Annotated in this window: 26 protein-coding genes and 1 pseudogene; 13 read left to right on the top strand and 14 right to left on the bottom strand. The window is 63.9% G+C overall.

The annotated features are described in order from the left end of the window. Nucleotides 1-77 precede the first annotated feature (77 nt). The 6 genes from ABIC16_RS07870 to ABIC16_RS07845 all read left to right on the top strand — a co-directional run bounded on the left by ABIC16_RS07870 (nt 78) and on the right by ABIC16_RS07845 (nt 6,686). Entirely contained in the window at nt 78-632 is a 555-nt protein-coding gene (locus ABIC16_RS07870) for a F0F1 ATP synthase subunit delta (protein ID WP_277969600.1), read from the top strand. A 7-nt stretch (nt 633-639) separates the two neighbouring features. Then, the gene (gene atpA / locus ABIC16_RS07865; RefSeq protein ID WP_277969601.1) at nt 640-2,169 is read left to right on the top strand and encodes a F0F1 ATP synthase subunit alpha; all 1,530 of its coding nucleotides are present in this window, start codon (nt 640-642) and stop codon (nt 2,167-2,169) included. A gap of 145 nt (nt 2,170-2,314) precedes the next feature. Then, the gene (locus ABIC16_RS07860) at nt 2,315-3,193 is read left to right on the top strand and encodes a F0F1 ATP synthase subunit gamma (RefSeq protein ID WP_354290665.1); all 879 of its coding nucleotides are present in this window, start codon (nt 2,315-2,317) and stop codon (nt 3,191-3,193) included. A 41-nt stretch (nt 3,194-3,234) separates the two neighbouring features. After that, a complete protein-coding gene (atpD, locus tag ABIC16_RS07855) occupies nt 3,235-4,695 on the top strand; it encodes a F0F1 ATP synthase subunit beta (RefSeq protein ID WP_277969682.1) in 1,461 nt (486 codons plus the stop codon). 126 nt (nt 4,696-4,821) lie between these two features. After that, a complete protein-coding gene (locus ABIC16_RS07850) occupies nt 4,822-5,073 on the top strand; it encodes an ATP synthase F1 subunit epsilon (protein ID WP_354290664.1) in 252 nt (83 codons plus the stop codon). Nucleotides 5,074-5,156: 83 nt separating this feature from the next. Next, a complete protein-coding gene (locus ABIC16_RS07845) occupies nt 5,157-6,686 on the top strand; it encodes a TadA family conjugal transfer-associated ATPase (RefSeq protein WP_277969604.1) in 1,530 nt (509 codons plus the stop codon). Nucleotides 6,687-6,821: 135 nt separating this feature from the next. Here ABIC16_RS07845 and ABIC16_RS07840 read toward each other — a convergent pair whose 3' ends face one another. Next, nucleotides 6,822-7,574, bottom strand: a complete 753-nt coding sequence (locus ABIC16_RS07840) for an NF038120 family PEP-CTERM protein (protein ID WP_354290663.1) — start codon at nt 7,572-7,574, stop codon at nt 6,822-6,824. Between the two features lie 363 nt (nt 7,575-7,937). On the opposite strand from ABIC16_RS07840, the gene ABIC16_RS07835 reads away from it, so the two are divergent. Beyond that, complete coding sequence (locus ABIC16_RS07835; protein ID WP_354290662.1) at nt 7,938-8,429, top strand: cupin domain-containing protein; 492 nt, start codon at nt 7,938-7,940, stop codon at nt 8,427-8,429. Nucleotides 8,430-8,462: 33 nt separating this feature from the next. On the opposite strand, the gene ABIC16_RS07830 is transcribed toward ABIC16_RS07835, so the two are convergent. Then, nucleotides 8,463-8,639, bottom strand: coding sequence for a hypothetical protein (locus ABIC16_RS07830; RefSeq protein WP_277969607.1), 177 nt, complete (start codon nt 8,637-8,639; stop codon nt 8,463-8,465). Between the two features lie 12 nt (nt 8,640-8,651). After that, a complete protein-coding gene (gene phaR / locus ABIC16_RS07825; protein WP_277969608.1) occupies nt 8,652-9,224 on the bottom strand; it encodes a polyhydroxyalkanoate synthesis repressor PhaR in 573 nt (190 codons plus the stop codon). 20 nt (nt 9,225-9,244) lie between these two features. On the opposite strand from phaR, the gene ABIC16_RS07820 reads away from it, so the two are divergent. Next, a complete protein-coding gene (locus ABIC16_RS07820) occupies nt 9,245-10,345 on the top strand; it encodes an alpha/beta fold hydrolase (protein ID WP_502958292.1) in 1,101 nt (366 codons plus the stop codon). A gap of 58 nt (nt 10,346-10,403) precedes the next feature. Further along, nucleotides 10,404-11,576, top strand: coding sequence for an acetyl-CoA C-acetyltransferase (locus ABIC16_RS07815; protein ID WP_354290660.1), 1,173 nt, complete (start codon nt 10,404-10,406; stop codon nt 11,574-11,576). Between the two features lie 122 nt (nt 11,577-11,698). On the opposite strand, the gene ABIC16_RS07810 is transcribed toward ABIC16_RS07815, so the two are convergent. Together ABIC16_RS07810 and ABIC16_RS07805 are read right to left on the bottom strand one after the other, a co-directional pair. Continuing rightward, nucleotides 11,699-12,739 (bottom strand): alanine racemase, encoded by a 1,041-nt coding sequence (locus tag ABIC16_RS07810; protein WP_354290659.1) that lies wholly within the window; start codon nt 12,737-12,739, stop codon nt 11,699-11,701. 33 nt (nt 12,740-12,772) lie between these two features. Further along, nucleotides 12,773-14,402, bottom strand: a pseudogene (locus ABIC16_RS07805) (MFS transporter). Nucleotides 14,403-15,273: 871 nt separating this feature from the next. On the opposite strand from ABIC16_RS07805, the gene ABIC16_RS07800 reads away from it, so the two are divergent. From ABIC16_RS07800 to ABIC16_RS07785, 4 genes are all read left to right on the top strand, one after another. Next, the gene (locus ABIC16_RS07800; RefSeq protein WP_354290658.1) at nt 15,274-15,420 is read left to right on the top strand and encodes a hypothetical protein; all 147 of its coding nucleotides are present in this window, start codon (nt 15,274-15,276) and stop codon (nt 15,418-15,420) included. 95 nt (nt 15,421-15,515) lie between these two features. Beyond that, entirely contained in the window at nt 15,516-15,974 is a 459-nt protein-coding gene (locus ABIC16_RS07795) for a hypothetical protein (RefSeq protein WP_354290657.1), read from the top strand. A 99-nt stretch (nt 15,975-16,073) separates the two neighbouring features. Continuing rightward, nucleotides 16,074-17,561, top strand: a complete 1,488-nt coding sequence (locus tag ABIC16_RS07790; protein ID WP_354290656.1) for a DEAD/DEAH box helicase — start codon at nt 16,074-16,076, stop codon at nt 17,559-17,561. Between the two features lie 11 nt (nt 17,562-17,572). Then, nucleotides 17,573-17,788 carry a DUF1289 domain-containing protein gene (locus ABIC16_RS07785; RefSeq protein ID WP_354290655.1) on the top strand — a complete coding sequence of 72 codons (216 nt, stop codon included), beginning with the start codon at nt 17,573-17,575 and terminating at the stop codon, nt 17,786-17,788. A 13-nt stretch (nt 17,789-17,801) separates the two neighbouring features. On the opposite strand, the gene ABIC16_RS07780 is transcribed toward ABIC16_RS07785, so the two are convergent. The 9 genes from ABIC16_RS07780 to ABIC16_RS07740 form a co-directional block, all read right to left on the bottom strand. Beyond that, on the bottom strand, nt 17,802-18,422 hold the full coding sequence (locus ABIC16_RS07780; protein WP_354290654.1) for a glutathione S-transferase family protein: 621 nt from the start codon (nt 18,420-18,422) through the stop codon (nt 17,802-17,804). A 67-nt stretch (nt 18,423-18,489) separates the two neighbouring features. Then, nucleotides 18,490-19,362: a dienelactone hydrolase family protein gene (locus ABIC16_RS07775; RefSeq protein WP_354290653.1), complete on the bottom strand. Its 873-nt coding sequence runs from the start codon at nt 19,360-19,362 to the stop codon at nt 18,490-18,492. A gap of 49 nt (nt 19,363-19,411) precedes the next feature. Next, nucleotides 19,412-20,503 (bottom strand): MBL fold metallo-hydrolase, encoded by a 1,092-nt coding sequence (locus tag ABIC16_RS07770; protein ID WP_354290652.1) that lies wholly within the window; start codon nt 20,501-20,503, stop codon nt 19,412-19,414. A 56-nt stretch (nt 20,504-20,559) separates the two neighbouring features. Continuing rightward, entirely contained in the window at nt 20,560-21,054 is a 495-nt protein-coding gene (locus tag ABIC16_RS07765) for an EF-hand domain-containing protein (RefSeq protein WP_354290651.1), read from the bottom strand. Between the two features lie 2 nt (nt 21,055-21,056). Then, on the bottom strand, nt 21,057-22,091 hold the full coding sequence (gene queA, locus ABIC16_RS07760; RefSeq protein ID WP_354290650.1) for a tRNA preQ1(34) S-adenosylmethionine ribosyltransferase-isomerase QueA: 1,035 nt from the start codon (nt 22,089-22,091) through the stop codon (nt 21,057-21,059). A 34-nt stretch (nt 22,092-22,125) separates the two neighbouring features. Then, a complete protein-coding gene (locus ABIC16_RS07755; protein ID WP_354290649.1) occupies nt 22,126-22,884 on the bottom strand; it encodes a peptidylprolyl isomerase in 759 nt (252 codons plus the stop codon). 131 nt (nt 22,885-23,015) lie between these two features. After that, nucleotides 23,016-23,534 carry a pantetheine-phosphate adenylyltransferase gene (coaD, locus tag ABIC16_RS07750; protein WP_277969683.1) on the bottom strand — a complete coding sequence of 173 codons (519 nt, stop codon included), beginning with the start codon at nt 23,532-23,534 and terminating at the stop codon, nt 23,016-23,018. Nucleotides 23,535-23,536: 2 nt separating this feature from the next. Further along, entirely contained in the window at nt 23,537-24,430 is an 894-nt protein-coding gene (locus ABIC16_RS07745) for a polyprenyl synthetase family protein (protein WP_431358388.1), read from the bottom strand. Nucleotides 24,431-24,440: 10 nt separating this feature from the next. Continuing rightward, on the bottom strand, nt 24,441-24,680 hold the full coding sequence (locus ABIC16_RS07740; RefSeq protein WP_277969624.1) for an exodeoxyribonuclease VII small subunit: 240 nt from the start codon (nt 24,678-24,680) through the stop codon (nt 24,441-24,443). Nucleotides 24,681-24,729: the final 49 nt, after the last annotated feature.

Here is a 24,729-nt window from a genome sequence, read left to right as displayed (position 1 = left end):
AACCCATCTGGAGGCGCGTTTCGTCGCCTTCATTCCCCGTGGGGCCACCTAATGACGTCCAAGAGGATCCCAATCGCGTGGAGACATCCGGCGGTATTCAAGCAAGCTTAAGCGGACGTTATGCCACCGCATTGTTCGAGCTTGCCCGAGACACTCGTAGCATCGACGCGGTCGAGGCGAGTCTTGGTCGTGTGCGTGAAGCACTGGCCCAGTCAGACGAGTTCGCAGCGCTGGTCGCCAACCCGGTGATCTCGCGCGCTGCCGCTGCCAAGGCAGTCGCTGCAGCCGCGGAGATGATCGACGTCGACGACACGACGAACAAGTTCCTCGGCGTCCTCGCCGACAACCGTCGCCTTGCGCAATTGCCCGCCATCATCCGCGCGTTCCGCGATCTGGCAGCACGCCACCGCGGCGAGACGACCGCAGAGGTCACGTCGGCGCATCCGCTTTCGGACGATCAGGTCGACGCGCTCAAGCAGCAGCTGCGCACCCGCATCGGCACCGACGTTTCGGTCGACCTGTCGGTCGACCCCGCACTTTTGGGAGGGCTGGTCGTGAAGATTGGCTCGCAGATGATCGATTCGTCGATCCGCACCCGTCTCAACACCCTCGCGCACGCGATGAAAGGCTGAAGTCGTAATGGATATCCGCGCCGCAGAAATCTCGAAGGTCATCAAGGACCAGATCGCATCGTTCGGCACCGAGGCGCAGGTCTCGGAAACCGGCCAGGTGCTCAGCGTCGGTGACGGCATCGCGCGCATCCACGGGCTCGACAACGTCCAGGCGGGCGAAATGGTCGAGTTCTCGAACGGCGTGCAGGGCATGGCGCTCAACCTCGAGGCCGACAATGTCGGCGTCGTGATCTTCGGCTCGGACAGCCAGATCAAGGAAGGCGACGTCGTCAAGCGGACCGGCACGATCGTCGACGTTCCCGTCGGCAAGGGCCTGCTCGGGCGCGTCGTCGACGGCCTCGGCAACCCGATCGACGGCAAGGGCCCGATCGTTTCGGACCAGCGCAGCCGCGTCGAGGTCAAGGCACCGGGCATCATCCCGCGCCAGTCGGTCAGCGAGCCGGTCCAGACCGGGCTCAAGGCGATCGATGCGCTCGTTCCCGTCGGCCGTGGCCAGCGCGAGTTGATCATCGGCGATCGCCAGACCGGCAAGTCGGCGGTCGCGATCGACACCTTCATCAACCAGAAGGCGGCGCACCAGGGCGACGACGAGTCGAAGAAGCTCTATTGCATCTACGTCGCGGTCGGCCAGAAGCGTTCGACCGTTGCACAGCTCGTCCGCACGCTGACCGAGCAGGGCGCGATGGATTACTCGATCGTCATCGCGGCGACCGCGTCCGACCCTGCCCCGCTCCAGTTCCTCGCGCCCTACACCGGTTGCGCGATGGGCGAGTATTTCCGCGACAACGGCATGCATGCGGTCATCGTTTATGACGATCTTTCGAAGCAGGCCGTTGCGTACCGTCAGATGTCGCTGCTGCTGCGCCGCCCGCCGGGCCGCGAAGCCTATCCGGGCGATGTCTTCTATCTTCACTCGCGTCTGCTCGAGCGTGCGGCGAAGATGAACGACAAGGAAGGCGGCGGCTCGCTGACCGCACTCCCGATCATCGAGACGCAGGCAGGCGACGTGTCGGCCTACATCCCGACCAACGTGATTTCGATCACCGACGGCCAGATCTTCCTCGAGACCGACCTGTTCTTCGCGGGCGTCCGTCCCGCCATCAACGTCGGCCTGTCGGTGTCGCGCGTCGGCTCCGCTGCGCAGACCAAGGCGATGAAGAAGGTGTCGGGTTCGATCAAGCTCGAGCTCGCGCAGTATCGCGAAATGGCAGCGTTCGCGCAGTTCGGTTCGGATCTCGATGCGTCGACGCAGCGCCTGCTCAACCGCGGTGCGCGTCTGACCGAGCTGCTCAAGCAGGCGCAGTTCCAGCCGATGCCGTTCGAAGAGCAGACCGTGTCGATCTTCGCGGGCACCAACGGCTTCCTCGATACGGTCCCGGTCAACGCCGTCGTCCGCTACGAGCAGGCGATGCTGTCGACGATGCGCAGCGATCACGCCGATCTCCTCAAGGACATTCGCGACAAGCGCGACCTGTCCAAGGAGACGACCGAAGCGCTGAAGACCGCGCTGGGTGCGTTTTCGAAGACGTTTGCGTAAAGGGAAGCTGACGGCGGACACCCTCCGCCGTCACCCTGAACTTGTTTCAGGGTCCACCGCGAAACGGCCCCAGGGCGCGCAAGCGGAGGAGTGGATGCTGAAACGAGTTCAGCATGACGGCAGGTTGGGAATGGTGACGAACTAAATGGCATCCTTGAAAGCCCTCAAGATCCGCATCGGCTCGGTGAAGTCGACGCAGAAGATCACCAAGGCGATGAAGATGGTCGCCGCTGCCAAGCTGCGTCGCGCGCAGGAAGCGGCCGTCGCCGGTCGCCCCTATGCCGAGCGGCTCGAGCAGGTGATGGCGAGCCTCGCGTCGAAGGTCTCGGTCAGCGAGTCGAGCCCGAAGCTGCTCGCGGGCACCGGCAGGGACCAGGTCCATCTGCTGATCATCGCGACCAGCGAGCGTGGCCTCGCGGGTGCGTTCAACTCGAACATCGTCCGCGCCGCGCGCCGCAAGGCCGAGGAACTCGAAGCCGCGGGCAAGACCGTGAAGTTCTACGTCGCAGGCAAGAAGGGCCGGGTTATCCGCCGCTTCTTCCCGACGCAGATCGCTGCCGATCATGAAATGAGCCACATCAAGACGGTGTCGTTCACGGATGCACGCGCGATCGCCGATGACGTCATCGCGCGCTTCGAAGCGGGCGAGTTCGACATCGCGCATCTGTTCTACGCCAAGTTCCAGTCGGCGCTGGTGCAGACCCCGGTCGGCAACCAGATCATCCCCGTCGCGATCGACACCAATGCCGCTCCGGTTTCGGACGGTGGTGCCGCGGTCGAATATGAGCCCGACGAGGAAACGATCCTCGCCGATCTGCTCCCGCGCAACGTCGCGATCCAGATCTTCCGCGCGCTGCTCGAGAATGCGGCATCGGAGCAGGGTTCGCGCATGACCGCGATGGACAATGCGACCCGCAACGCGGGCGACATGATCAAGCGTCTCAGCATCCAGTACAACCGCGCACGTCAGGCCGCGATCACGACCGAGCTGGTCGAAATCATCTCGGGCGCCGAAGCGCTCTAAGCAGTCGATACGAGGAAAGAACCATGGCAACCGCCCCCGAAATGACCACGCCTCCCAAGGCTACCACCAACAGCGTCGGCCGCATCAGCCAGGTCATCGGCGCCGTCGTCGACGTGACGTTCGAGCAGGATCGCCTCCCCGCGATTCTCAATGCGCTCGAGACGTCGAACAACGGCAACCGCCTCGTGCTCGAAGTCGCGCAGCATCTTGGTGAGAACACCGTCCGCACGATCGCGATGGACTCGACCGAAGGTCTCACCCGCGGCCAGGAAGTCACCGACACCGGCTCGCAGATCCGCGTTCCCGTCGGCCCGCAGACGCTCGGTCGCATTCTCAACGTCATCGGCGAGCCGATCGACGAGCGCGGCCCGGTCGGCCACACCGAGACGATGCCGATCCACGCACCCGCGCCGCTCTTCGTCGACCAGTCGACCGAGAGCGCGATTCTAGTGACCGGCATCAAGGTCATCGATCTGCTCGCGCCGTACGCAAAGGGCGGCAAGATCGGCCTGTTCGGCGGCGCCGGCGTCGGCAAGACCGTGCTTATTCAGGAACTGATCAACAACATTGCCAAGGGCCATGGCGGCACCTCGGTGTTCGCGGGCGTCGGCGAGCGTACCCGTGAGGGTAACGATCTGTATCACGAGTTCCTCGACGCAGGCGTCATCGCCAAGGATGCCGACGGCAACCCGACCCCGCAGGGATCGAAGGTCGCTCTCGTGTTCGGCCAGATGAACGAGCCGCCGGGCGCACGCGCCCGCGTCGCGCTCTCGGGCCTGACGATCGCCGAATATTTCCGCGACGTCGAAGGCCAGGACGTGCTGTTCTTCGTCGACAACATCTTCCGCTTTACCCAGGCGGGTTCGGAAGTGTCCGCACTGCTCGGTCGTATTCCGTCGGCAGTGGGCTATCAGCCGACGCTGTCGACCGACATGGGCGCGCTGCAGGAGCGCATCACGTCGACCAACAAGGGCTCGATCACCTCGGTGCAGGCGATCTACGTTCCCGCAGACGATCTTACCGATCCGGCGCCGGCAACCTCGTTCGCCCATTTGGACGCGACGACCAACCTCAACCGTGCGATTTCGGAGCTGGGCATCTACCCGGCAGTGGATCCGCTCGACTCGACCAGCCGCGTGCTGACCCCGGCAATCGTCGGCCAGGAGCATTACGACACCGCCCGCCGCGTCCAGGAGACGCTGCAGCGTTACAAGTCGCTCCAGGACATCATCGCGATTCTGGGTATGGACGAGCTGTCGGAAGAAGATAAGTCGACCGTGTCGCGCGCGCGCAAGATCCAGAAGTTCCTCAGCCAGCCGTTCCACGTCGCAGAGGTCTTCACCGGCATCAGCGGCAAGTTCGTTCAGGTCGAAGACACGGTCCGCTCGTTCAAGGCGGTCGTCGACGGCGACTACGATCACCTGCCCGAGAGTGCTTTCTACATGGTCGGCGGCATCGACGAAGTCGTCGCCAAGGCCGAGAAGCTCGCCAAGGAAGCCTGATTTATCAAAGCCCCTCCCCCTCGGGGGAGGGGTTGGGGTGGGGCAGTTCAGCAGTGCTGATGCTCGGTGAGACACCCTCCGCCCCCAACCCCTCCCCTGAAGGGGAGGGGCTAAGAGAGAAGAACGATGCTGCACTTCGAACTCGTCACGCCGGAAAAGCTGGTCCGCTCGGAAGCGGTCCATATGGTCGTCGTCCCCGGCACCGAGGGTGACTTCGGTGTGCTCGAAGGCCATGCGCCCGTGATGTCGACGATCCGTGACGGTGCCCTGTCGGTGTATCGCACGCCCGACAGCGTTCCCGAGACGATCACGATCGAAGGCGGTTTCGCCGAAGTAAGTGCCCGTGGCCTGACCGTTCTGGCGGAACGCGTCGCCTGATCTAGCCCTGCCTGACAGACGTAGTTAGGCAAATATCAACCGTTCGCTCTTAACCCTGATCGCATCATGGGAAAGACAACGGCATGAGCGCATTCGGACGGCGACCAGGCATCGCAGGCGCGGGTGCCCGCCCCGCATTCGGTGTTGCGCGCCCGATGCAGGGTAGCCCAGCCCCACGACAGACGGAAACGGAGCCTGGCGGTGATCAATTCCCGCCGCTCCCCATTCCCCCTTTCCCCGGCGAACTCGATCCTTTCAATACCGTCCCTCCCCTCCAGCAGGACGCGATGCAGCGGCTGGCTGACCGTCAGGCGTCGTCTGGCGAAGCGGGGAACTCCAAGGTCGAAGGCTTCGAAAGCTCGATCCACAAGATCAAGGAGCAGGTGCTGCCGCGCCTGCTGGAGCGAGTCGATCCCGAAGCCGCGGCAACGCTGAACAAGGACGAACTCGCCGAGGAATTTCGTCCGATCATCGGCGAAGTGCTCGCCGAACTGAAGCTGACGCTCAACCGCCGCGAGCAGTTCGCGCTCGAGAAGGTGCTGGTCGACGAATTGCTCGGGCTCGGGCCGCTCGAGGAATTGCTCGCCGACCCGAACATCACCGACATCATGGTCAACGGTCCCGACCAGACCTATGTCGAGCGCAAGGGCAAGCTTGAGCTCGCCCAGATCCAGTTCCGCGACGAGGAGCATCTGTTCCAGATCGCACAGCGCATCTGCAACTCCGTCGGCCGTCGCGTCGACCAGACCACGCCACTCGCCGACGCTCGCCTCAAGGACGGTTCGCGCGTCAACGTCATCGTACCCCCGCTGTCGTTGCGCGGCACCGCGATCTCGATTCGTAAGTTCTCCGCCAAGCCGATCACGCTCGACATGATGGCGGGGTTCGGGTCGATGTCCCCCAAAATGGCGACTGCGCTGAAGATTGCGGGCGCGTGCCGGTTCAACGTGGTCATTTCGGGCGGTACAGGCTCGGGCAAGACGACGATGCTCAACGCGCTGTCCAAGCTGATCGACCCTGGCGAACGCGTGCTGACGATCGAGGACGCGGCCGAACTCCGGTTGCAACAGCCGCACTGGCTTCCACTCGAAACCCGCCCCGCCAACCTCGAGGGCCAGGGTGAGATCAGCATTCGGGATCTCGTCAAGAACGCGCTGCGTATGCGCCCCGATCGCATCATCCTCGGCGAAATCCGTGGCAGCGAGTGCTTCGACATGCTCGCGGCAATGAACACCGGCCACGACGGCTCGATGTGCACGCTCCACGCCAACTCCCCGCGCGAGGCGCTCGCGCGTATGGAAAATATGGTGATGATGTCGGACATCAAGGTGCCCAAGGAAGCGATCAGCCGCCAGATCGCGGACTCGGTCGAGATGATCATCCAGGTGAAGCGTCTGCGCGACGGCTCGCGCCGCGTGACGAACGTGACCGAGGTGATCGGCATGGAAGGCCCCGTGATCGTCACCCAGGAGCTGTTCAAGTTCGAGTATCTCGACGAATCGGCCGATGGTAAGATCATCGGCGAATATCGCTCGATGGGCTTGCGCCCCTACACGCTCGAAAAAGCGCGGACCTTCGGGTTCGACCAAGCCTATCTCGAGGCATGCCTGTAGCCACCCGATGTCGTTCCGCGCGCGAAAATCGATCAAACCCCAACACCGTCTTGCGACACGTTGATCGACGCCCGCGCGGACCTCTCAGCGGCTTACCCTGCGCTCCGCAATACGATTAGTGGGTGGAACCAGGCCCTACGAGAAAGAAACCAGGGGCTTGATGCTCCGACGGCGCACTGCGAAACCGACCATGCCGAAGCCGACCAGCATCATTGCCCATGTACCAGATTCCGGGACTGTTCCGACTGACGCATCGGCAAAGCGGAGGTTATCGAGCGCAAACTGGCCTTCGTTGGTCTGGAACGCCGAGCACGCCCCCGTAGCATCGCAGCGGAAGGCATAAGCGAAATAACTGATCGCAGCAGGCGCACTGGCAACCTGATACGTGTGGAACGCAGTCGTCCCGCCCGCACCAATGGCACCGAAATTGTAATAAGCGCTCGAAAAGCTACCGTCCGCGAAATTCGTTTGAATTCCCAACAGGCCCGGCACGTTCATCGGAGTGGCGTCGGGCGATGCCAAAAACGCCGCGTCGAAGCTCAACAGGCTGGTGTTGCTCCCGTCCACTTTGCCAAATTCGACGATACCATCGTTCAGTGCGGCAATATACTTTGTAGCGTTACCCGCTGGGCATTGGTCACTAAGGCACGTGCCAGGGTCTGCTCCGTTGATGAGCGCGCCCACCAGCGACCCGGATGTGCGGTTCAGGTCGAGGCCCCGGAAATAGTACCCGCCCTGTGTCACATAATCGCCGTCCGCGATGAGCCCTCCAAGCGGGGCGTGGGTGGTATCGACAGTCTCGAGATCAATCACGGCAGCCTGCGCATCGTCTGCGCCAATATTTACGAAAATCGCAGCTATAGCAGCCAGATATATTCCGATTTTCATAGTTTCCCCCATGCCCGCCAACACGCAACTTTTCGTCACGATACTATACGTTAACAAGGCATTGACCTCATGTCACGGATACAAGCCGATGACATGATTCCTTTCTTCCAGATCGCAACAGCCAGGCCGATTTTTCTCTGGTCACATCTTGATAGCATGCTTCCCACCCGCCCAGACGATACAGGACTAGTGCAAAGCCTTGGCACTGGTACGACGCTGTGCAGTACTCGCCATCCATGCCGCGCCGTCTTTCCGAGCCTCGAGAAACCTTATCGCTGGCGCTGATCAGGCCATGTCGGCATGATCGCGATCGAAGGTGACGCTTGCAGTGCGTGACGTCACCACGTCTGAGGGAGGATCGAGATGGCTCTGACGCGGCATGACGGTGGACGCGGCGTTATCCTTGCGGCCTTTGCGCTGTGCAGCATGGCCAATGCGGCGCCCGCAGACCCGACCGGCTTTGCCTCCCCCGCCGATGTCGCGTCCCAAGTCGCGGCGATGGACCGCGACATGAAGCCAGGCCAAGGCTTTGCCTGGAAGCCTCTGCTGAAAGACGGCGACACCATTGCGGCGCTGGAGATCTGGAAGAAACCCGGGCGCCCGGCAGTCCACCCAGATCAGGCGGAATATACGACCGTCATTGCGGGGAACGGCACGCTGATTTCAGGCGGCACGCTCGAGCAGCCGAGCGCAACCAAACCCGATCTGACCGAGGGGTCGCGCATTGTCGGCGGCACGACGCGGGCGTTGAAGACCGGAGATGTCGTGCTCATTCCCGCAGGCGTACCGCACTGGTTCGGGATCACCGGAGAACGGCTGGTACTGCTGGGGACGAAAATTTCCGTCAAGCGCTGACCGGGCGAATAGGACTTCAACGCTTCCCCAGCATCATCCGTGCTGCGCAACGATCACGCACAATGCTGCGCCGACCAGCGCGGCCATCTGGACAGTACGCCAATCGACGAGGCCGAAGCGGTCGAGGTCCTCGCGCCGAGTGCGCCGCCAGTCAGCCACCCCCGCGAGCACCGCCACGCCAACCGCAATTGCCGCTCCGCCCCACCACATCTTCGCCGTCCGTCAGCTTCCGAGCTTCTCTACCTTGTCGTTGAGACGACCTAGCTCGGCCTTGAGCGCAGCGATCTCTTCGTCCTTGCTCAATCCGGCCGCAGGCGTCGCAGCGGCTTCCCCCGGCGTTCCTGGAACCGTACCCGGTTTGAACGCGGCGGTCGCGGCTTCGAACATCGCCATGTTCTGCTTCGCAAGTTCCGCGAATGGAGAATTCGCGAACGCACCCTCGACCGCGGACTTGAACTGCTGCTGGTTGCGGCGGAAGCTGTCCATCGATGCTTCGAGATAGCCCGGGACCATTGCCTGCATCGAGTCGCCATACATGGAGATGAGCTGTCGCAGGAACGGCACCGGAAGCATCGTCTGCCCACGCTGCTCCTCTTCCATGATGATCTGCGTCAGGATGTTGTGCGTGATGTCCTCCTCGGACTTGGCATCAATCACCTTGAAATCACGCCCCTCGCGCGTCATCGCAGCAAGGTGTTCCAATGTTATGTAAGACGACGTCTCGGTATTATAGAGGCGGCGGTTTGCATATTTCTTGATCGTCACCGGGCCGTCGCCCGGAATGGTCTTCTTCATTGAGAAGGGCTCCCCGCCTTATGGTCTCGGCGACCCTACCACCTTTTATTGCCGCGCTGCAACACGGGGAACCGGTGGAAATCCCGGTTGGGCCGCGACCACTTCCCTTATTTCTCGATATGTTACACGCCGAGACCGCATCGTCGCCGGAACGCCGCGCCGCAGCACTCGCCGGACTCCGGGCCTATCAGCAGGCGCCCAGAGGGGGGGGCCGCAAGCCTGCGCCCGCCCGGTTCCGCAAGGGCACGGCGCGAGTCCGTGACTATGCGCACCGTGGTGCGACGGGGCGTCCCGTTTTGGTCGTGCCATCGCTGATCAACCCGCCGCACGTTCTCGATCTCCTTCCCGACCGTTCGCTGCTGCGGTGGCTTGCAGCGCAGGGGCACCGGCCGTTCCTGCTCGACTGGGGAACCCCGCGTCCTGACAAGACGCTCGATATCGATGCGCATGTCGAACGGATCCTGCTTCCCCTGATCGCCAAATTTTCCCAACCGCCGGTGCTCGTCGGCTATTGCCTCGGCGGAACCATGGCGCTTGCTGCAGCTACGCTGACGAAAGTGGCCGGCCTTGCGATGGTCGCGGCGCCATGGCGGTTCACAGGTTTGGGCGCGGCGGCGCGCACCGACATCGCGCAGTTGTGGAACAGCGCGCGACCTTTTTGCGAACGGATCGGGCTGGTTCCGATGGAAGTCTTGCAAAGCGGGTTCTGGCGGCTCGACCCCGCGCGGACGATTTCAAAGTACGAAGATTTCGCGCGGGTCGAGCCCGGCTCGGCGGCGTTCCACCTGTTCGTCGCGATGGAAGATTGGGCCAATGCGGGCGCGCCCCTACCCTTCGCGGCGGGGAAACAACTGTTCGAAGACTTCATTGCACGGGATTGCCCGGGAACGGGCGCCTGGTCCCTTTCGGGTCGGAACATCTCCCCGACCGCGCTTGATTGCCCCGCAATTGACCTCGTCTCGCGCAATGACCGCATCGTGCCCGCCGCAACCGCCGCCAACCTAGCCGATCGCCGCGATCTCGGGGCCGGCCACGTCGGCATGATTGTCGGCAGCAATGCGCAAACGCAATTGTGGAAGCCATTGTCGGACTGGCTAAACGCGTTGCCGGAACCTAGATAGATCTTCTCTTTTGTCGCCCGCCGTTTCCTTAGCGACGTTTTCGAACCAGGAGCCCGCCATGCAGGACATCGTCATTACCGCCGCCAAGCGCACCCCCGTGGGCAGCTTCCTCGGCGCGTTCGCCACCACCCCGGCGCATGAGCTTGGCCGCATCGCGATCGAAGCCGCGCTGGCACAGGCGGGTGTCGCGGGCGAAGACGTATCGGAAGTGATCCTCGGGCAGGTGCTGACTGCGGCGCAGGGACAGAACCCGGCACGCCAGGCATCGATGGCGGCGGGCATCCCGAAGGAAGTCCCGGCCTGGGGGGTCAATCAGGTTTGCGGATCCGGCCTTCGTACGGTTGCGCTGGCGGCGCAGGCGATCGCGTGCGGCGACGCCACGATCGTGGTCGCCGGTGGCCAGGAATCGATGTCGATGAGTGCGCACGCCCAGTCGATTCGCGGCGGGCAGAAGATGGGTGACCTCAGCTTGATCGACACAATGGTCAAGGACGGCCTGACCGACGTCTTCAACGGCTATCACATGGGGATCACCGCGGAAAACCTCGCCGAGCAATATCAGATCACACGTGGCGCGCAGGACGAGTTCTCGGTCCGCTCGCAGAACCTCGCCGAAGCAGCGCGCGCGGCCGGCCGCTTTCGCGACGAGATCGCCCCCGTGACGATCAAGGGACGCAAGGGCGACACGATCGTGTCGGATGACGAGTACATCCGCGCTGGCGCAACGCTCGACAGCGTTTCGGGCGTCCGCCCGGCGTTTAAGAAGGACGGCACGGTCACGGCAGCGAACGCGTCAGGGCTCAATGACGGCGCTGCTGCGCTGGTGCTGATGACCCGCGCCGAAGCCGAGCGCCGCGGGTCGCCGATTCTGGGGCGGATCGCGAGCTGGGCGTCGGCGGGGGTGGATCCGTCGGTGATGGGCATCGGCCCCGTTCCGGCATCGCGCCGCGCGCTTGAGAAGGCCGGCTGGACGATCGGCGATCTCGACCTGATCGAAGCGAACGAGGCGTTTGCCGCGCAGGCGCTGTCAGTCGGCAAGGAACTCGGCTGGGACGCGGAGCGTGTCAACGTCAACGGCGGCGCAATCGCGATCGGCCATCCGATCGGCGCATCGGGCGCCCGCGTGCTGACGACGCTGCTGTACGAGATGGCGAAGCGGGATGCCCACAAGGGCTTGGCCACGCTTTGCATCGGCGGTGGCATGGGGATCGCCATGTGCATCGAACGGTAACGGGACGGACAGGACGGGGCCCGCGCCCCGTCCGGACGCGGGACCAGTAATACGGCTACGCCCCGGACCGTTCTCAAGGTTCCGGGGCGTTTTCGTCAGAACCGAACCGTTTTGGCGATCCGTTACATCCAAATCCGGTCGAACCGGGATCCGAGCCCGGTCAGCAACTCATATTGCGACATCCCCGATAGCGCGGACGCTTCGGGCAAGGCGAAGTCGAGCGTCACCCAGTCACCTTCCGCTAGCGTAGGCAGCGCATCGACCGAAATCGCGGTCAAATCCATCGATACGCGCCCAAGCACCGGCAGGACCGCATCCCCCGAACGCGCCCGACCCGCGTTGGTGAAACCGCGCCAATATCCGTCGGCGTACCCGATATTGAGGATCGCAACCTCGACCGGCGCCGTGGCGGTGTAACGCGCGTTATAGCCGATCGAATCCCCCGCAGCGAGCACGCGGCGTTGCAGGATCTGCGCCTGCGGCGTCACGACTTGCTGCAACACCGGCGCCAGTTCCCCGCGCGGTACGCCGCCATACAAGGCCAGGCCGGGACGCGTGAGGTCGTACGCATAGTCCGGCCCCAACGCGATACCCGCCGAATTGGCGAGACTCATCCGCCGTGCCTGGGTGACCCCGCGCAGCGCATCCATCCGGCTGCGTTGCTGCGCATTGGCTGCGCGATCTTCATCCGCACAGGCCAGGTGGCTCATCAGCGTGTCGATCGTGAGGCCTTGCAATAGCCCATCCGCTACATCCTGCGGCGAGACGCCCAACCGGTTCATCCCGGTATCGACCATGACGTCGCACGCTCCGCCGCCCGCAGCACGCCATCGCTGGACCTGTTCGATCGTATTGAGGACCGGCCTGGCAAACCCCTGCCCTCCAAGCGCCATGTCCTCGGCACGCACGCCGTGCAGCACGCTCAACCCGATCGGCGCCTCCCCGACCAGATTGGCGATGGCGGCGGCTTCGTTCCAGCTCGCCACGAAGAAGTCCCGTGCGCCAGCCTGAATCAACCGCTCGACGACGCCGCGCGCGCCCAAACCATAGCCGTCCGCCTTGACCGCCGCGCCACACGCCGCGCTGCCACTCAGGCGATCGAGCGCCTGCCAGTTGGCGACGAGAGCAGCAGTATCGAGCGAAAGACGGAGCGGCGCATTCATGCGACCGCGAGTAGCGGCCCGAATGGCGTTCGGCTAGCCTGCGTTCGACCGGGCGGGGCGTACGTCCTCCAGCCAGAGCGTTGTGACGACCAACGCCATCGCCACCACCGCGAACGTGTACCACAAGCCGGCGTAGGGATTGCCGGTTCGGGCGACGATGAACTGGCTGATAAACGGCAGGAAGCCCCCGAAATAGCCGGTGCCGACATGATACGGGATCGACATCGAACTGTAGCGGATCCGCGGCGGGAACATCTCCGTCAGCAGCGCCGCGACTGGACCGTAGGTGATTCCCGACAGCGCGCTGAGCACGAGAATCGCCGCGAGGATCAGCGCGATGCTGCCCGGTCCGGGCACGACCGGATCGAGATTATATCCAGCCGCGACCAGCGCCGCGTCGAGCCCTGCACTGCTTCGGTCGGTCACCGGGGTACCGCCGATGATGACGAGCGTCACCGGGGTATGCGCCTTCTGGTACGGCACTCCCTTGCGGGACAACGTATCCAGCAATTGCCCGCAGGCATCCGCCTGCTTCGCGGCGAACGGATTATAGGCGCAGGACGGACCCGAGACGACGACTGGAGCGTGCCGGGCGGCCTCGGCAAGCCGTGGATTGGCTGCGCTGCCGATGACCCAGAACACTGGGAACAGCAGCGCAAGCGTCAGGAAATAGCCGATGATAATCGGGTTCTTGCGGCCATACCGATCCGACAAACGCCCGAATAGAACGAAGAAACCTAACCCGCCCAGCGCGCCTGCCCCGACGATCAACTGCGCGGTGGTTTCGTCCACGCGCATCGGGCCCTTCCAGAAAAGACAGGACGGTAAACATCGCGGTATACCAGATCACCGTGAGCCCCGCCGCGATCCCAAACAACGCAACTGCCAGCCTCTTCAGGTTTCCCGGGAACGTGAAGCTCTCGACGAACGGATTGCGGGCGGTGGTGCCCGCTGCTTTCATTTGCTGGAACACCGGGCTTTCGGCCAGCTTCAGCCGCATGAACAGCGACACGGCCAGCAACACCAAGGAAAAGACGAAGGGGATGCGCCAGCCCCATGCGGTCCAGGCTGCCGATCCCAACAGACCGCGGGTGACCAGCACGACCACGAGGCTGAGAATGAAACCGCCTGCAACGCTCGCCTGAATGAAACTGGTATAATATCCGCTCTTGCCGGGAGGCGAATGCTCCGCGACATAAATCGCGGCACCGCCATATTCACCGCCAAGCGCGAGCCCCTGCAGGATACGCAAGCTGAGGACGATAAAAGGCGCCGCGAGCCCGATCACCGCTGCCGATGGCACCAGCCCGACTGCCGCTGTGGCGAGGTCCATCATCGAGATCGTGACGAGGAACGTATATTTCCGTCCGAGGCGATCGCCGAGAAATCCGAACAGAATTGCTCCGAGCGGTCGGAAGCCGAAACCCACCGCGAACCCGGCCCAGGCATAGAGCGTCTGCAGCAGTTCGCTTTGCGCGGGGAAGAACGTCCGCCCGATCACCCCGGAAGCCGCGAGCGTCCCGTAGATGAAGAAGTCATACCACTCAAAGATCGTACCGAGCGACGAGGCGGTAATGATCAATTGGATATCGCGGCGGCTCGGCTGCGGTACCGCGTCGGGCGGAACGTCCGCCGTCCTGCCGCGCACCAAATTTGTCGCCATCGTCCACCCCGCATTGTCACCGTTTCCGGCATGGGCGCGACGATAAGCCGTTTTCGAGTTGCGGCAAGCATCCGCGGATGGCCGCGAATCACGCCGTCGGCATGCCCTTGCACGACAGTGAGCCAGAACGGCGCAGCTACGAGCTGCATTTCGCCCCTTAGTCCCACGCCAAGGGAGAATTTATTTTCATGCTTCCGTGCCGCGGTTGCGAAGGAGAAAATAGGGTACAAAGCCGCGTCGAACGGCTGGCCTTCGGATCAGTAATAGACGCACTGCCAACCGGGCCCAACGTTACCCCTTCCGAAATCGCCCCGAGCGTTCGGGTCGCAGCGAGGGAATGCCGCCGCGTTGCACCCTGCAAACGGTTGCGCAAAACGGACTACCCACGAGAACGACCGTGCGCCGAAAGGCTTGCGCCGGTTCGCGGCCAAGCGCGACAGCCCTCTATCGGTGAAACAGGGTTTCACCCTTAAAAAGCACGGAAAAAGGGGAGTATCGCATGCGCCGTGCAGGAGCCGCGTCGGAATTTCGGGCTTTCCGAATGACCGCACGCGCGCAGATCACCAAGTAGCGGCTTTCGCCGGCGGGACAGCGCCGGATTACCTTCGCAAGCGACTTGAAGGGTCAAGTGTTCGGCCGCACCTCACCAACGCGGCCTAAATCGCGGTGGTTGTGCGACACTGTCGCTGCTTCTGCGGGAACCGTCCTCATTCCTTACGCCAGCCCATACCGCTGCGATCAATGTTGCGACGCAGCAACGATCCTGGTCCGTCGCGCGGCAATGACCGTGAACCAACGCTTGCATCGCCCGTTAACCTTATTCACCAGTGAGGGGTGGACCCCAAGTAGAGGGCTTCGCGTAGGAGCGATTATGATGCGTATCGAGTGGACGGATCACGGGCGGTTGACGACAAGTTCCGGCGGACGACCACTGTCGGCGACCACTGGCTTCATCATCGCAAGCTTGATTTCGCTGCTGATGTGGGCAGTAATCGTGGGAGTCGCGATCGTCCTTTGATCGCTGTCCAGAGCGATTTTGCAAGGGTGCGATCCATCGTGAATGACGATCAGTTCAGCAACGGTTCAAACCCATAGGGTAACCCAACGTTACCCATGGCCAACGTCGTCCTACCTTTCATCCTCATGCTTGCCCTTGCGCCGTCGGCGCCGGCGGACCCTTTTGCGTTCGATGGCGTCGAGATCGCACAGGTGTCGATCCGGCAGAGGATCATCATAAGAATCCCACGGGTGCTTGGCGGGCATCCCATGCCGGAAGCGATGCCAAACCGGTCCTTGCGATGGAATGAGAAGCGCGGCCCCCGCTGTGTCTCCGCTGATCTGCTAGAAGGCGCCGTGATCACAGGGGCCGACAGCGTCGACCTTATTGTGGCGGATGGCAGCCGTTTGCGAGCAGAACTCGACGATCATTGTCCCGCGCTGGATTTCTATTCGGGCCTGTATCTGAAGCAGACCAGCGACGGGCTGGTTTGCGCTGACCGCGACTCCATTCGCGCTCGATCGGGCAGCATCTGCAAAATCGATCGATTCAAGCGTCTCGAAGCGAGACGCTAGCGCGAAAGTTGCCGTTTATCTTGACAATTGCCGCCCAATCCGCAAGCGCTTGACACCGTTTACGGGCGCTTTCGCCCGGACGATCATTCCGGACACCGCATGACATTTGCCGATCTCGGCCTCTCCGACGAACTCCAGCGCGCCGTCAATGAGTCCGGCTATACGGAGCCGACTCCGATCCAGGCGAGCGCGATCCCGTCGATCCTGATGGGGAAAGACCTCGTGGCCGTTGCGCAGACCGGGACCGGCAAGACTGCCGCTTTCGTCCTGCCGATGATCGACATCCTCGGCGAAGGTCGTAGCCGTGCGCGGATGCCGCGAACGCTCATTCTCGAACCGACGCGCGAGCTCGCCGCGCAGGTCGCGGAAAATTTCGAGAAGTACGGAAAGTATCACAAGCTATCGATGGCGTTGCTGATTGGCGGCGTATCGATGGGCGATCAAACTGCTGCGCTCGAAAAGGGCGTCGACGTCCTGATCGCGACGCCGGGACGGTTGATGGACTTGTTCGGGCGCGGCAAGATCCTGCTGACGGGCTGTTCGATGCTGGTGATCGACGAGGCGGACCGGATGCTCGACATGGGGTTCATCCCCGACATCGAAGAGATCTGCACCAAGCTGCCCAAGACGCGGCAGACGTTGCTCTTCTCGGCGACGATGCCGCCGCCGATCAAGAAGCTGGCGGACAAGTTTCTCGCCAATCCAAAGACGATCGAGGTTGCCCGTCCCGCGACGGCCAACGTCAACATCAAGCAGTGGCTGGTCAACGTCACCGCAGCAAAAAAGCGCGACATGCTGATGAAGCTGCTTCGCTCCGAAGAGGTCAAGACCGGGATCATCTTCTCGAACCGGAAGACGACCGTACGCGAGCTCAACAAAGCGCTTCAGCGCGCCGGCTTCGCGTCGAGCGAGATTCACGGCGACATGGAACAGTCGCAACGGATTGCCGAGCTTGACCGGTTCAAGAAGGGTGAGGTCAACATGTTGGTCGCATCCGACGTCGCCGCACGCGGGATCGACATCAAGGGCGTCAGCCACGTCTTCAATTTCGACGCGCCGTGGCATCCGGACGACTACGTCCACCGGATCGGGCGCACCGGACGCGCAGGCGCTACCGGTGTCGCCTTCACCTTCGCCACGCCGGACGATGCCGAAAACATCCAGAACATCGAGAAGCTGACGGGCCTCAAGATCGAACGCTACGCGCCGACCGAGGCGGCCGCTGTTCCGGAAGAAGCGCCCGTTGCCGACGACAGCGAGACACCCGCGCCGAAGAAGCGCCGCAGCCGTTCCAAGGCTAAGTCCGAGACGACTCCGGCAACCGCCAGCACGCAGGACGCCGTGGACGAAGCCACACCGGTCGTGGACGCCGCTCCGCCAGTACCGGTCGAGGATCCTGAAGCCGAGCGTGCGCCCGTGCCCGAACGCGCCCGACGCGAACGCGAGCCGCGTCGTGGTCGTTCGCAGGATCGCGCAGTACCGGTTGCGCAGCCGGTTCAGCCGACTGAGCCAGACGAGCCTTCGTTTGCCGACAGCGACTGGAACGGCCCGGTTCCGAACTTCCTTCTCGCACGGTTGACCTACTGATCGGACGGAACGTGGCGGCGGCGCTTCTTGCTACCGAGTCGCCAATCGCGAGCCCATGCATATCGTCGTGCCGGATCGATCCGGCCGATGCCGTTTGTACGGGATGCGGACGGACGCTGGACGAGATCGCGGCCTGGTCCGCCGCGACCCCCGGGTGGCGCGCCGATGTCATGAAAGCGCTCCCCGACCGCCGCGCCGCTTATCGCGAGCGCAATCCGGCGGCTTGACCTCGGCGTCCGCTCACCCCGCCGCGGCCGACGCCGCGATGAGCGCATCGTCAATCTGCGCCCCCCGACCATATGCGGAACGGCTGGTGACTCGACTGGCGTAATCCTCGAACACGGCGTTCTTGGGGATCGATCCGAACTGCATTCCCCAAAGGATTTGCGAACCGGCGTATACGTCGACGGCGCTGAACGATTGTCCGGCAAAATACGGGTTCACCGTCAGCGCCTTGGTCAAGGTCTCGATCGTCAGGTCGAACGTTCCGTATCCCGCCATGCGCTGCTGCTGTGCGTCAGGCGTCACACCCAACGCCTTGTTGGTCACCGCCTGTTCGACCGGCCCTGCCGCGAAGAACAGCCACCGGTAATAATCCGCGCGATCGGCAGGCGATGGCGCCAGCCCGGCTTCGGGGAAGGCGTCCGCCAGATATGCACAGATTGCGGCACATTCGGTCACGATATGCCCGTCGTGAACGATTGCCGGGACCTTCCCCATCGGGTTGATCCCGAGATACGGTTCCTCTTTCATCGTCGAAGCATAGTCTAGCACGACCGTCTCATACGGTACGCCGACTTCCTCGAGCATCCATCGCGCCATTCGCCCACGCGACATCGGATTGGTGTAAAATTTCAGCATCGTCGTTGCGCCCCCGAATCAACCTGGAACAAGAGTAGAACGCGCCCGTCGATCAGGTCAATTCCCCTCAGAGCGTCCGCCCAAACAGCGCAAGCATCCGCTCCCACGCCCGGTCCGCCTGCTTCGCATCATAGACCCGGCTGTCAGGCGGGCACCAACCATGCTTCGTCCCGGTGTACACCTCGATTTCCGCCGGAAGCTTGGCGGCAGCGAAGGCCGCCTTGAGCGTATCCTTGTCGGTCGGCGCCCGCTGATCGTCATTCTCCGCGATCGCGATGAGGTACGCCGCTTTCATTTGCGGGATCAGCTTGTCCGGTGCGTCGGCGTCGGTGCCGACCAGCCCACCACCGTGGAAGGTCGCCCCCGCCTTGATTCGGCCCGGCACGGCTGCCGCCGTCCGCATCACCATTGGCCCGCCCATGCAATACCCGGTCGATGCCATCCCGCGCTTGCGGTCGACCTGCGGCTGCGCGTCGAGGAAGGTGGTGAACGCCACCGCGTCCTTCACCGTTCCAGCCGGGCTCAGCGCCTTGGTAAACGGCATGATCTTCGCCCGAACCTCGGGCTGGTCGAAGGATTCTCCAGGTGCCAGGAACGGCGATTTGGTCGACCGGTAGAACTGATTGACGACGAGGACGGCATAACCCGATTGCGCCAGTCGATCCGCCATCTGCCGGAAGGCGGGGCGCAGCCCCATGATGTCGGGCCAGATCAGGACGGCCGGATGCTTCCCCGTCGCTGGCGCAACGAAATAGGCGTCCGCGGTGCCGTCCGGGGTCTTTACCGCGACGTCACGCCCCTTGATCGCTGCGGCATTGGCCGGTGCCGGAAGCAGCATCGCCAGGCCGGCCGCACCGCTCATTGCGCCGAACTGGCGGCGCGAAATCGACCCTGTGCCGACGAACGCGTCGTTATCGGCTGCGGTATGCTCGTCGCACATGGCACTCTCCTGCTGATTCGCCTCTGGGCGCTTGACGCAGGCTAGCCGGTCAGAGCGCGCGATACCACCAGACGCCGTCGATGGTTTCGCGCACCGCACGGCCTTCGACTTCGAGTCGTCGCAGATGCGCGAGCGCTTCCCCGGTCGCCATGCCGAGCATGTCCGGGCCAATCGCGCGGCGGAACAGGCGGCCGAAGCAATCCACGGACCGACGCGGTTCGGCGAGAAAGACCGCAAGTTCGTCCAGCCGCTCGCGATGTTCGCGATCCATCGCATCGAGGCGGCGATGAAGCCCGGTGAACGGGTCGCCATGCCCCGGCAGGACAAGCACGTCGTCGGGCACCTGCTTCAACCGGGCGATCGACGCGAACCATTCGCCCAGCGGGTCCGCTTCCGGCTCGGTCACGCCGAGCGATATGTTCGGGCTGATCCGCGGCAACACCTGATCCCCCGCGATCAGCACCGCGCCGACTGGATCATACAGGCACGCATGTTCCGGACTGTGCCCGGAGCCGACGATGACCTGCCATGCCACATCCCCGATCGTCAGCGTGTCGCCGTGCACGATCCTGCTGTACCCGAGCGGCAGCGGCGTGACGATCTTCCTGAAGCCCGCCCAGCCGCGTGCCTCGGCATGCGCGATCTGCGCATCGTCCCACCCTGCCCCACGCCAGAACGCGATCATCTCGGACGGCACCGCATCGCGCGCATCCGCGACCAGCATGCGCGCGGTCAGCCATTCGCCGCGCGTCATCACCAACGGTGCTGCATGCCGATCACACATCCAACCGGCCAGACCGATGTGATCGGGATGGAAATGCGTCCCGATCATGCGCGTCACCCGAACACCGGCCAACGGGCCGCGCCACAGCGTCTTCCAAGCATCGCGGGCGGAGTCCGTGTTCATGCCCGTGTCGATCAGCGCAACGCCGTCGCCACGGGCGTCGGTATCGTCAAGCAACCAGCAATTGACGTGCCGCAACGGTCCCGGGATGTGCAACCGGACCCACTGGATCCCCGGCCGGACGGACATAGTCTCCCCCAGTGCGGGCTCCTGCCCGCCGAACGGATAGATCAATCCCTTGTGCGTGGTGGGTGCGAAATCCTGCGTCGGCAGGCGGACAGCGGGCGCGATAGACATCAGTTGCAAATAGCAACGCGGCGCGCGCCAAGTCACGCGCTATGTGACACCCGCCCTCAGCGGCGTTTGCGCTTGCCGCTATCGACCGGGAGGAGGCCGCTGCGGATCGACAGCACTTCGGCGCGCGTCACCACGCCGTCCCGGTCGCGGTCGTAGCGGTTGAACAGTCGCGTGAACTCCGCCTGCAGTTCATCCGGCGTGATGCGATTGTCCTGATTGGCATCGACCCCGAACGGGCTCGGCAGCGCGTTGCGATCGCCGAGCCACAGCAGCGCCCAATCGGCGTACCCGATATAGCCGAGCGACCCGCTGTTGCCGGTGTCGATCCGCGCGAAACTGCGGGTCACGCATGCGGTCAGCTCGGCGCGCGTGGTGCGCCCGTCCGCATCCTGGTCGCACGCGGCGATAAACACCGCCGCGGGCTCCGCAACGATCGTCGCGGTCGGCTGCGCGGGCGCGGGCGGGGTCGCAACCACGGCCGGCGGCGTCTGCGCCGACGCGTCGCCAGCAACCGAAACCAACGCGAGCACTCCGGCCAGAACAGCGCGCATCTTTACCCTCTCGATGGAAGCAACAGGCTCGCATCGCCATAGCTGTAGAAACGATAGCCGTCGCGGATCGCATGGTCGTACGCCTGCTGCATCCGGTCGGTGCCCATCAGCGCGGACACGAGCATGAACAGCGTCGACCGCGGCAGATGAAAGTTGGTCATCAGGCCATCGATCCCACGGAACCGATACCCCGGGGTAATGAAGATCGCGGTATCCCCCTCGTACGGGCAAATGACGCCCGCTTCATCGGTCGCGCTTTCAATCAGACGCAGGCTGGTCGTACCCACCGCGATCACCCGCCCGCCCTTGGAGCGCACGGCGTTCAACCGGTCCGCGGTCGCCGCATCGATCCGGCCCCATTCCGCATGCATTTTGTGCTCGGTGGTGTCGTCCGCCTTGACCGGAAGGAACGTCCCCGCGCCGACGTGGAGCGTCAGCGTGGCATACTCCACCCCGGCATCGGCGAGCCGTGCCAGTAGCTCGGGCGTGAAGTGCAGGGCCGCGGTTGGCGCTGCCACCGCGCCCTTTTCCGCCGCGAACATCGTCTGGTAATCGTCCGCGTCCTGCGCATCCGCCGGGCGGCGTGCCGCGATGTACGGCGGCAACGGCATCCGGCCTGCGCGTTCGAGCAGCAGTTCGACGGGTTCGTCGCCTTCGAACTCGAGCGCGAAACTGCCGTCCTCACCCCGGTCGCACGCACGTGCGATCACGCCTGCACCAAAGTCGATCGCGTCATCCTGCTTCAGCCGCCGCGCATTGCGGACGAAAGCGCGCCACCGTCGCGGCCCCTCGCGCTTATGGAGCGTCGCGCCGATCTTCGAATCGCCGCGTCGCCCTTCCAGTTGCGCCGGGATGACGCGCGTATCGTTGAACACGAGCAGATCGCCCGCGCGCAATTCGCCGGGCAGATCACCGACCGACCGGTCGCGCGTCACGCCTGCGTCGAGCACCAGCATCCGGGCGGAATCGCGCGGCGCAACCGGACGGAGCGCGATGCGCTCCGGCGGCAACGCGAAATCGAACAGATCGACTTTCATGACGGACCTCTCCCGTGCCGAAACGGCCGGTGGATTACGCCGCCTTCTTGCGCGGTACGGCAGTCGTCGCTGGCTTTGCCTTCGGCGCCAGCTTGATGACGCCGGCCGGCGCCGGGAGCGCGACGGGCGCCGGCGGCGCAGGAACGTACGCCGGCGGGTTGTCCGTACCCAGATACGCATGCAGGATCCGCGACGGTGCCGTCGGCGGCTCGCCACGCGCGATCGTGTCGACATATTCCATGCCGGAGATGACACGACCGAACACGGTGTATTTCTTATCGAGCTTCATCGTGGGATTGAAGACGATGAAGAACTGGCTGTTCGCGCTGTTCTCGGCCTTGGTGACCGCTTCGACGGTCGCGCCTTCCGGAGCGCCCTCACGCGCCGCCGACACCGCGCCGCGCACGTGCGGCAGCCAGTTGAATTCCGCAGGAACGTTCGGCAACGTCGAGCCGCCGGTGCCATCACCCTTGGGGTCACCGGTCTGCGCCATGAACCCTTCGATCACGCGGTGGAACAGCAGGCCGTCATAGAAATGCTGGCTTGTCAGCAGCTTGACGCGCTCGACCATTTTGGGCGCAGCATCCGGGCGCAACCAGATCACCACGCGGCCACCGGTCGAAAGATCGAGATACCAGAGGTTGGCCGGGTCGGTGACGGACGGAACCGGAGGCCGGTTGTCGGTGACGACCTTGGCGTCCTTGACCTCGATCTTCTCCTTCTTCTTGTCGGCAAAAGCAGGGCCGGAAACCAGCGCCAGAATGAAAGCAAGAAGGGTGGCTACGAAACGCATCAGGTCCCCGCGAAAATCTCGGTGAATGGTCGCTTAGACCAACTCGTCGCTTGCGCCAACGTGAACGTCACCGCCAGCGTGTTTGCGGCAGATGCCGTGCGAAAGCGACCAGAATAGGGCCGTGGCTGAAATCAGGGCCGCTGCCGATGCGCCTCGCCCTTGCGGCCGATGCGATCGACTCGCTCAGCGACCTCCGCGGCGACCGTGGCGGTCACGAACCGATCGATCGGGCCGCCGTACAGCGCGATTTCCTTGACCAGTCGGCTCGCGATCGGCTGCAGCGAGACGTCCGCCATCAGGAAGACGGTCTCGACCCGCGGATTGATCTGCTGGTTCATCCCCGCCATCTGATATTCATATTCGAAATCGGCGACTGCGCGCAGACCGCGAACGATGATCTTCGCGCCTTCCCGCTCGGCGAAGTCCATCAGCAGCGAATCGAAGCTGACGACATGGATTTCGCCCGCGACGCCCTCGACCTCACGCTGGACCATCGCCATCCGCTCCTCGATCGTGAACATCGGGGACTTGGACGGGTTGGTCGTCACGCCGATCACCAGCCGGTCGACCAGCTTGGCGCCGCGCCGGATGATGTCCATGTGCCCCAGCGTGACCGGATCGAAGGTGCCGGGATAGACCCCCGTGCGGATCGTCACCGATCTCTTTCGAGCGTGAACCGGGCGATCTCGCGGAGCAGGTCTGCTTCAGGACCGTAATGCTTGAGATGATCGATCGCCTGATCGACCAGCATCCGCGCCTGTTCGCGCGCGCGCGGCAGACCGAGCAGCGACAGGAAGGTCTCCTTGCCCGCGCCGGCATCCTTGTGGAGCTTCTTGCCGACCGCCGCTTCGTCCCCCTCGACGTCGAGGATGTCGTCGGCGATCTGGAACGCGAGACCAAGGTCTCGGGCGTAGCCACGCAGGCCGGTGCGCCCTTCCGGCGGCAGCTTGCCGAGGATCGCGCCCGCCTCGACCGAACAGGCGATCAGCGCGCCGGTCTTCATCGCCTGCAACCGTGTCACCGTCGGCAGGTCGAAGGTGGTCTTCTCCGCTTCCAGGTCCATCGCCTGTCCGCCCGCCATTCCGGCGGGCCCAGCGGCACGCGCCAGATCGAGCACCAGTTCGCTCCGTACGAACGGATCGGCATGGGTTGCAGGGTCGGACAGGATCTCGAACGCCAGCGCATGCAGGCAATCGCCCGCCAGGATCGCGGTCGCTTCGTCGAACGCCTTGTGCACGGTCGGCTTGCCGCGCCGCATGTCGTCATTGTCCATCGCGGGCAGATCGTCGTGGATCAGCGAATAGACGTGGACGCATTCGATCGCCATCCCGGCGCGCCCGACGCAATCGCGGTCGACCGCGAACAACCGCGCGGTCGCCATCACCAGCAACGGGCGAAGCCGCTTGCCGCCGCCGATCGCGGCGTGGCGCATCGCGCGGTACAGCGGCGCACGTGCGTCGTCAGGCACGGCGATCAGCGAATCGAGCCGACGGTCGATATCCACGCCGACCTCGGTCAGCGCCTCGGCGAGCGACAATGGCGCCATGTTCACGGGGTCAAGCTGCCGCAAAGGGCTGCGTGCCGATGGCCCGCCCCTCGCTGTCGGTGCGGATCGCCTCGATCCGCGCCTGTGCCGCGTTCAGACGATCGTCGCAGCGTCGGCGCAACTTGTCGCCACGCTCGTACAGCGCGATCGCCTGATCCAGCGGCGCGTCCCCACTTTCCAGTCTCGACACGATCCCCTCCAGTTCCTTCAGCGCCGCTTCGAACGTCAGCTCTTCGATCGGTATATCCATTTCCAACCTATGCGGCAGGCAAGCGACGGGGGTCAAGGATACCTCGGCA

Origin of the sequence: Sphingomonas sp. PvP055, from assembly GCF_040546365.1 — a bacterium.
GTDB lineage: Bacteria > Pseudomonadota > Alphaproteobacteria > Sphingomonadales > Sphingomonadaceae > Sphingomonas > Sphingomonas echinoides_A.
The sequence above is the reverse complement of the archived record's forward strand: the minus strand, read 5'-3'. Positions and strand labels throughout refer to the sequence as shown.